Origin of the sequence: Microbacterium sp. Leaf351 (assembly GCF_001423825.1) — a bacterium.
Lineage (GTDB): Bacteria > Actinomycetota > Actinomycetes > Actinomycetales > Microbacteriaceae > Microbacterium > Microbacterium ginsengisoli.
The window spans coordinates 19,511-24,335 of record NZ_LMPK01000001.1; the positions used below are offsets into that span (position 1 = coordinate 19,511).

Annotated in this window: 3 protein-coding genes and 1 pseudogene; all 4 read left to right on the forward strand. The window is 72.8% G+C overall.

The features are described 5' to 3' along the window. A pseudogene (locus ASG00_RS15880) lies at nucleotides 1–1,639 on the forward strand (ATP-binding cassette domain-containing protein); the annotation flags it as partial. Between the two features lie 2 nt (nucleotides 1,640–1,641). Continuing rightward, entirely contained in the window at nucleotides 1,642–3,075 is a 1,434-nt protein-coding gene (locus ASG00_RS15885) for a phytoene desaturase family protein (RefSeq protein WP_056206007.1), read from the forward strand. 208 nt (nucleotides 3,076–3,283) lie between these two features. Beyond that, the gene (locus ASG00_RS00085; protein WP_056206008.1) at nucleotides 3,284–4,441 is read left to right on the forward strand and encodes an AI-2E family transporter; all 1,158 of its coding nucleotides are present in this window, start codon (nucleotides 3,284–3,286) and stop codon (nucleotides 4,439–4,441) included. 2 nt (nucleotides 4,442–4,443) lie between these two features. After that, nucleotides 4,444–4,825: ATP-dependent DNA ligase (locus ASG00_RS15890; protein ID WP_442922553.1), on the forward strand; the 382-nt coding region annotated here is incomplete at its 3' end.

Genomic DNA, 4,825 nt, shown 5'->3' on the forward strand with positions numbered 1-4,825 from the left:
GCCGACCAAGGTGAAGGTCAACGGCATCAACCTGACCTATGAGGGCCTCGTGCCGCGCATCCAGAAGTCGATGCTCTCGAAGGACGTCGAGGCGATGCAGCCGCACATCCGCACGTTCGTCGAGCGGGCGGTGACGTTCCAGCAGTGCCCCGAGTGCGGCGGCACCCGCCTCAACGAAGGGGCGCGCACGTCGCTCGTCGGCGGCATCTCGATCGCCGACGCATGCGCGATGCAGGTGAGCGACCTGGCGGCGTGGGCGCGCACGATCGACGACGCCTCGGTCGCCCCCCTGCTGGTCGGCCTGCGCGACTTGCTCGACTCGTTCTCCTCGATCGGCCTCGGCTACCTCTCGCTCGATCGTGCGTCGGGGACGCTGTCGGGAGGCGAAGCACAGCGCATCAAGATGATCCGCCACCTCGGCTCCGCCCTCACCGACATCACCTACGTGTTCGACGAGCCGACGGTCGGACTCCACCCCCACGACATCCGCCGCATGAACGAGCTGCTCCAGCGACTGCGCGACAAGGGCAACACGGTTCTCGTCGTCGAGCACAAGCCCGAGACGATCGCGATCGCCGACCACGTCGTCGACATCGGCCCGCGCGCCGGCACGGCGGGCGGGAACATCGTGTTCACCGGCACCGTCGACGAGCTGCGCGCCGCCGACACGCTCACCGGGCGCCACTTCGACGACCGCGCGGCGGTGAAGTCCGAGGTGCGCACGCCGTCGGGGGCGATCGAGGTGCGCGGGGCGTCGACCCACAATCTGCAGGGCGTCGACGTCGACCTGCCGCTCGGCGTGCTGACGGTCGTGACGGGTGTCGCCGGCTCGGGCAAGAGCTCGCTCGTGCACGGGTCGGTCGCGGGACGAGACGGCGTCGTGGTGGTCGACCAGGGCGCGATCAAGGGCTCGCGGCGCAGCAACCCGGCGACCTACACCGGCCTTCTCGACCCGATCCGCACGGCGTTCGCGAAGGCGAACGGCGTGAAGCCCGCACTGTTCAGCGCGAACTCGGCGGGCGCGTGCCCGAACTGCAACGGCGCGGGGGTCGTCTTCACCGATCTCGGACCGTTCTCGACGGTGTCGTCGGTGTGCGAGGTGTGCGAGGGGAAGCGGTTCGACGCGTCGGTGCTCGACTACCACCTCGGCGACCTCGACATCAGCGAGGTGCTGGCGCTGTCGGTGGCGGATGCCGCGGCCTTCTTCGCCCCCGGAGCGACCTCCGTGCCGGCGGCGTACGCGATCCTGCAGCGGCTGGTCGACGTCGGGCTCGGTTATGTGACGATCGGCCAGCCCCTCACGACCCTCTCCGGCGGCGAGCGCCAGCGGCTGAAGCTCGCCGTGCACATGGGCACGAAGGCGCAGGTGTACGTGCTCGACGAGCCGACGACCGGACTGCACCTCGCCGACGTCGCCCAGCTGCTCGCGCTGCTCGACCGCCTCGTCGACGCGGGCACGTCGGTCATCGTCATCGAGCATCACCAGGCCGTGATGGCCCACGCCGACTGGATCGTCGACCTCGGCCCGGGCGCCGGACACGACGGCGGCCGGATCGTGTTCGAGGGCACCCCCGCCGACCTGATCGCGGCCCGCTCGACCCTCACGGGCGAGCACCTCGCCGCGTACGTCGGCGCCTGACCGTGCCACGCGCGACCGTCGTCGGGTCGGGTCCGAACGGGCTCGCCGCGGCGGTCACCCTCGCGCGCACAGGCTACGAGGTGCGCGTACTCGAGGCGGCCGCCGCCCCGGGCGGGGCAGCCCGCACGGCCGAGCTCACGCTGCCGGGCTTCCGCCACGACGTCGGGTCGGCGGTGCATCCGGCGGCACTCGCCTCGCCGTTCTTCGGGGCGTTCACGCGAGCGTCGCCGATCGACTGGATCACACCCGAGTTGTCCTTCGCGCACGCGCTCAGGGGCGGAGCCGCGGCGGTGTGGCGCTCCCTCGACCGCACGGTCGAGCAGCTCGGCGCAGGGGGCCCGGCCTGGCGACGCGTGTTCGCCCCGCTCGTCGCCCGCTCCGACGAGGTCGCCCGCTCGGCGACCGATGCGCTGCTCGGGATGCCGCGGCATCCCGTCACCGCCGCGCTGCTGGCCGCGCAGGCCGCCGCCGTCACCGCCCTGCCGCCGCGTGACGCCGCCGTCCGGGCGCTGCTCACCGGCCTCGCGGCTCACGCGAACACGCGGCTGCCGTCCCCCACCGCGTCCGCCGCCGGACTCGTGCTCGGCACCTACGCGCAGGCGGCGGGCTGGCCGGTCCCGCGCGGCGGCGCGGGCGCGATCATCGACGCGCTCATCGCCGACCTGCACCGACACGGCGGCACCCTCGAGACGGGCGTGCGGGTGCGCTCTCTCGAGCTGCTCGACCGCGGCGACGCGGCGCGCGGCGACCTCGTGATGCTCGACACGTCGCCGAGGCTGCTGCTGTCCTCCCCCGCGCTGCCGCGGGCGTACGGCCGGCGGGTGCGCGGGTTCCGCTACGGCGCTGGCGTCGCCAAGGTCGACCTCGCTCTCGCGGGGCCGGTGCCGTGGACCGATCCGCTCCTCGCGGGCGCCCTCACCGTGCACCTCGGTGGGGCGGCCTCTGACACCGTGCGCGCGGAGCGCATCGTTGCGAGCGGGCGGGAGCCGCGGCATCCGTTCGTGATCGTCGTGCAGCCCTGCGTCGTCGACGACACCCGCGCTCCCGCCGGGCGCGCCGTGCTCTGGGCGTACGCGCATGTTCCGGGTGGGTCGCGGCGGGACCCGCTCGAGACGGTTCTCGCCGAACTCGAGCGGCACGCGCCCGGAGTGCGCGACCTCGTGCTCGCGGCGCACACGACGACCGCCGCCGACCGTGAGCTCGGCAACCCGAACGAGGTCGGCGGGGATGTCTCGGGCGGCGCCTTCACGCTCGCGCAGGCCGTCGCGCGGCCCGTGCTCGCCGGGTCGCCGTGGCGCACCCCGCTGCCGGGGATCTACCTCTGCTCGGCGTCGACCCCGCCCGGACCTGCGGTGCACGGCATGGCGGGCTGGCACGCCGCCCGTACGGCGCTGGCCGACGCCGGCACTCGGGTGTCCCTCGCCACGCTGTTCTGAGCACGCGCGAGCTTCCCGCCCCGCTCCCCTCCCCCCTCTCTCTCCCTCCCCCACCCCCGCCGAATCCACATCTGCGCGCCGAATCCACCCCCTCTCCCCCGCGGTGACGCATGGAATCGACGCGCAGACGTTGATTCGGCCCGCCGCCTATCGCCCCCGCCCAGGCAACCCCCTGTCTCACCCGCCGCACGAACGCTAGCGTCGGGGCATGGGACTGCTCCGACGACGACGCTCCGCTCCGCCGACCGCGCGCGCCATCACCGCGCCCGACCTTCCGCCCCTCTCGCCACGCTCCCGCCTCGCCGCGCTGTGGACCGACGGCTTCGGCACGCTCGCGACGCGGGCGATGCAGATCATCGTCGTGGTGGCGCTGCTCGCGGGGGCGATCTGGGGCATCCGCTCGTTGACGGTGGTGGTCATCCCGCTGCTGCTCGCGCTGATCCTCGCGTCGGCATTCGCTCCGGTGATGGGTGCGATGCGACGCCGAGGGGTGCCGGATGTCGCGGCCACCCTGATCACGCTGTTCACGATTCTCGTGCTGCTCAGCCTCGTCGGTTGGCTGATCGTCTGGGCCGTGCGGGACCAGTTCGACGAACTGTCGACGCAGGCGCAGAGCGGGTTCGAGCACTTCCTGGAGTGGATCGCGACACTGCCGATCGCGATCGACGCCGCGCAGATCGATGACTGGCTGACCGCCGCGCGCGGATTCGTGACGAGCGCGCAGTTCGGCTCGGGCGCGCTCGCGGGCGTGAGCGCGGTCGCGACGTTCCTCACCTCGCTCGTGCTGCTGGTGGTCGTGCTGTTCTTCTTCCTGAAGGATGGCGCGCGCATGTGGAGCTTCCTGCTGCGCCCCTTCGAGGGAGCGCACTACGCGCGGGCGCGCCGCATCGGCACCAAGACGGTGTCGGTGCTCGGGTCGTACGTGCGCGGCACGGCGGCGGTCGCGGCGGTCGACGCGGTGGGCATCCTCATCGGCCTCCTGATCCTGCAGGTGCCCCTCGCGATCCCGCTGGCGGTGCTCGTCTTCCTCCTCGCGTTCATCCCGATCGTGGGGGCGACGCTCGCGGGCATCCTCGCGGCTCTGGTCGCTCTCGTCGCGAACGGCTGGGTCAACGCCCTGCTCGTCGTCGGCGTGGTGGTGCTCGTGAACCAGCTGGAGGGCAGCTTCCTGCAGCCGGTGCTCATGGGGCGCTCCATGAGGCTGCACGCGTTCGTCGTCCTCATCGCGTTGACGGTCGGAACGGTGCTCGGCGGCGTGATCGGGGCTGTGCTCGCCGTGCCGATCACGGCGGTCGTGTGGGGGGCGGTGCAGGTCTGGGACGGCCCGCAGCTGCCCGCCCGGTGGGCGCGGGCGAAGGCGAGGTGACTGTGCGCTACGACGTGCCGGCGCCGATGCTCGCCAAGGGTGTCGATGCGATCCCGGATGCCGCGGGCCTCTCGTTCGAGCCGAAGTGGGATGGTTTCCGCGTGCTCGCCGCGTGGGACGGCACCGAGGTCGAGCTGGCGTCACGTGGCGCGAAGCCGTTGACCCGCTACTTCCCCGAGATCGTCGATGCGCTCCCCCGGGTGCTGCCGGGCCCGTGCGTGATCGATGGCGAGCTGGTCGTCGCGACCGGGGAGCCGGGTGCACAGCGGCTCGGCTGGGAGGCGCTGAGCGCCCGCATCCATCCGGCGGCGTCGCGTGTCACGCGCCTCGCCACGGAGACCCCCGCGATGCTGATCGCGTTCGACCTGATCGCCGAGGGCGACG